Annotated in this window: 2 protein-coding genes and 1 pseudogene; 2 read left to right on the top strand and 1 reads right to left on the bottom strand. The window is 70.9% G+C overall.

Annotated elements, in window-relative coordinates; all coding sequences use genetic code 11:
- Together NJ1_RS28270 and NJ1_RS28265 are read left to right on the top strand one after the other, a co-directional pair.
- Positions 1 to 991, top strand: a 991-nt coding sequence (locus NJ1_RS28270; RefSeq protein WP_157574276.1) for a glycerol-3-phosphate dehydrogenase/oxidase, incomplete at its 5' end; no start/stop codon positions are given.
- A gap of 249 nt (positions 992 to 1,240) precedes the next feature.
- Entirely contained in the window at positions 1,241 to 2,431 is a 1,191-nt protein-coding gene (locus tag NJ1_RS28265; protein WP_067699853.1) for an erythromycin esterase family protein, read from the top strand.
- Positions 2,432 to 2,583: 152 nt separating this feature from the next.
- On the opposite strand, the pseudogene NJ1_RS39820 reads toward NJ1_RS28265, so the two are convergent.
- A pseudogene (locus NJ1_RS39820) lies at positions 2,584 to 2,870 on the bottom strand (hypothetical protein); the annotation flags it as partial.

The raw sequence follows: 2,870 nt of genomic DNA, 5'->3' as shown, positions 1-2,870 counted from the left end.
TCAGCTGGTGGACGACGCCCGCCTGGTGGTGGGCATCGCCCGGACCGCGGCGCTGCACGGCGCGTGTGTGCTGACCCGGGTCGAGGCGACGGACGTCACCGGCACCTCGGCGACCCTGCGTGATCGGCTGACCGGCGAAACCATCACCGTCACAGCTCGTTCCGTGGTGAACGCCACCGGCGTGTGGGCGGATCAGGTGGACTCCAGCATCGAACTGCGGCCCTCGCGCGGCACCCATCTGGTGTTCGACGCCGCCGCGTTCGGCGGCCTGTCCGCCTCGCTGACGGTCCCGATTCCCGGCAGCACGAGCCGGTTCGTCTTCGCCTTCCCCGCCGCCCACGATCGGGTGTACCTCGGGCTCACCGACGAGGAGGCTCCCGGTCCGGTGCCGGATGTTCCGCACGCCACCGACTTCGAGATCGACTTCCTGCTCGACACCGTCAACACCGTGCTGCGAGAACCGTTGACGCGGGCCGATATTCGCGGCTCCTACGCGGGACTGCGGCCACTGCTGCGCACCGGTGACGACAGCACGGCCGACATCTCCCGCGAGCACGCCGTCCTGACCTCCCCCACCGGTGTCATCACCGTGGTGGGCGGGAAACTCACCACCTATCGGAAGATGGCCCAGGACACCGTCGACGCGGCGGTCGCCCACGCCGGACTCGCCGCCGCCCCCTGCCGCACCCGCGACCTCCCCCTGGTGGGCGCGGTGTCCGGAGCCGCGCGCGACCGGATCCAGGCACCCACCCGCCTGGTCGAGCGCTACGGCAGCGAGGCCACCACCGTCCTTGAACTCGCCCGGCGGGATCCGGCCCTCGCAACGCCCGTGGCTCCCGGAATCGACGTCATCGCCGCCGAATTCGCGTTCTCGACTCGATACGAGGGCGCCCTGGACGCCGACGACCTCCTGGACCGCCGCACCCGCATCGGCCTCGTCACCGACGACCGCGTCGCCGCTCAGCCCGCCGCCGAGGCGGCGTTCGAGTAGCCGGACGCGGTGCGGGGCCGAGCATTCGGGCACTCGCCCCCAGCCCTGCTCGTGATGGTCGGACCTGCGGGGCCGTACCCCCGACTCGACCGTGAGCAGCGACCCCGTTCGCGCACACGGGTCTCCAGCTCACCCGCGGCGCGGAGGTCGACAGGTGGGCACCCCTGCCGAGGCGTGGTAACCAGCCCCTTCGGCTGCCATGATCACAAGGCTTGACCTGAACCATTGTTGAGGTACAAGAGTGGCGGTATGAACATCACCGGCAAGCACATCGCGCAGGATTCCGCTTCGACCCGGCGGCTGGACGCTCGGCCGCTGGACGATGCCGCGATCGAGGAGATCGCCCGAAGTCTGAGTGCCGCGAGGGTTGTCGGCATCGGGGAGTCGACGCGGTTCGCGTGGGAGACGTTCGAGGTGCGTGATCAGCTGTTCCGGGAGTTGGTGCGACAGCACGGGTTCCGGCTGCTGGCGGTGCAGGACGGCGTGGACGTGGCGGCGCGCCAGGACGAGTTCGTGAACGGCGGCCCGGGATCGGCCGAGGACGCGCTCGACACCGCGTGGCGGCCCTGGCGCACCCGGGAGATGGCCGCGGCGCTGGAGTGGGTCCGGGCGTTCAATCAGGAGCACGCGCACGATCCGGTGCGGATCATCGGGGTGAAGCCGTTGCGGGCCAATGCCGCCGACTACGACGCGGTGGTCGAGGCGGTGCGGGTGCACGCGCCGGATCGGCTGAATCAGCTGACCGCACACCTGGATCCGATCCGCACGGTGCACACCGTCGCCGACGAACACGTGCAGCGCGCCCGGGGGGTGCATCCGGGCCGTCCGTTCGCCGAGCACGCCCGCGATGCCGCCGTGCTGGTGGAAAGCATTGCGGCCCTGCCCGACGACGTGCGCACGCGCATGGAATCGATCGTCGACTTCCACGAGAACAGCGTCGCGGGACGCGGCAGTTACGTGGGTGACGACGAGCTGTGGGCGAGGTCCGTCATCGACGCAGTGGAGCGGACCGGGCAGCGCGCGGTCTACTGGGACGGCATGGCGCACACCGCCGCGTCCCGAGCCGGGTACGGTGTCGAATCCGCGACGATGTCCCGGGCCACCGTCGGCAGCGCGCTGCGGACGCACTTCGGGTCCGGCTACGGTTCCGTGGCGGTCGGCTTCCACCATGGCGACCTCGGTGTCGCCGACGTTCCGGCTCCGGCCGCCGATTTCCTCGATGCCCGACTCGGCGAGTTCGACCTGCCCGTCCTGTGGGTGGATTTCCGTGCCGAGGACGCCAGCGGCCCCGCTTTCGAGCCCGCCAAACTGCGAGTGATCAGCGGCGTCTACGACCCGGCACGGGACGCGGCCGAGCACATGCTGGTCGCCGCGCCCGCCGACGCCTTCGACGTCCTCGTCCACATCCGCGAGGCCTCACCGGTGAACTGGCTCGCCTGAGCGTGGGTCACGCGGCCCGGCTCCCGATTATCGGCGGGCCACGAGGGGACCTGTCCACGCGGCGGAGCGGTGGCTGATCTCCGGACCGGTTACCCGCGACCCACAGTTCCCGGCCGGGCGGCCGACAGCTCGGGGCGCGGGGAGAGCACTCCTCAGCGAGGGAGGACGAAGCAGCCGGATCCCGAGCTCATCCCCACCGCGACGGTGATGTCCACGTAGGGGAAGACGTCCGGGCCCGGGGCGCTGTGCTGCACGATCTGCAGGCGGTGCACGCCCGGGGTGGCGGGGGTCCAGTGGCCGATGGCGATCGATCCCGAGGGCTCGGCCCAGGTGAAGGGAACGCCGTTGTCGTAGAACACGACCGGGGTCGAGGGATCGTCGACGTATCCGTTCACGGCGTAGGTGCAGCCGCTGCCGTAGTTGGTGGCCGAGCCGAAAC

The organism is Nocardia jejuensis NBRC 103114 (assembly GCF_001613145.1).
In the GTDB taxonomy this organism is placed as follows: Bacteria; Actinomycetota; Actinomycetes; order Mycobacteriales; family Mycobacteriaceae; genus Nocardia; species Nocardia jejuensis.
The sequence above is the reverse complement of the archived record's forward strand: the minus strand, read 5'-3'. Positions and strand labels throughout refer to the sequence as shown.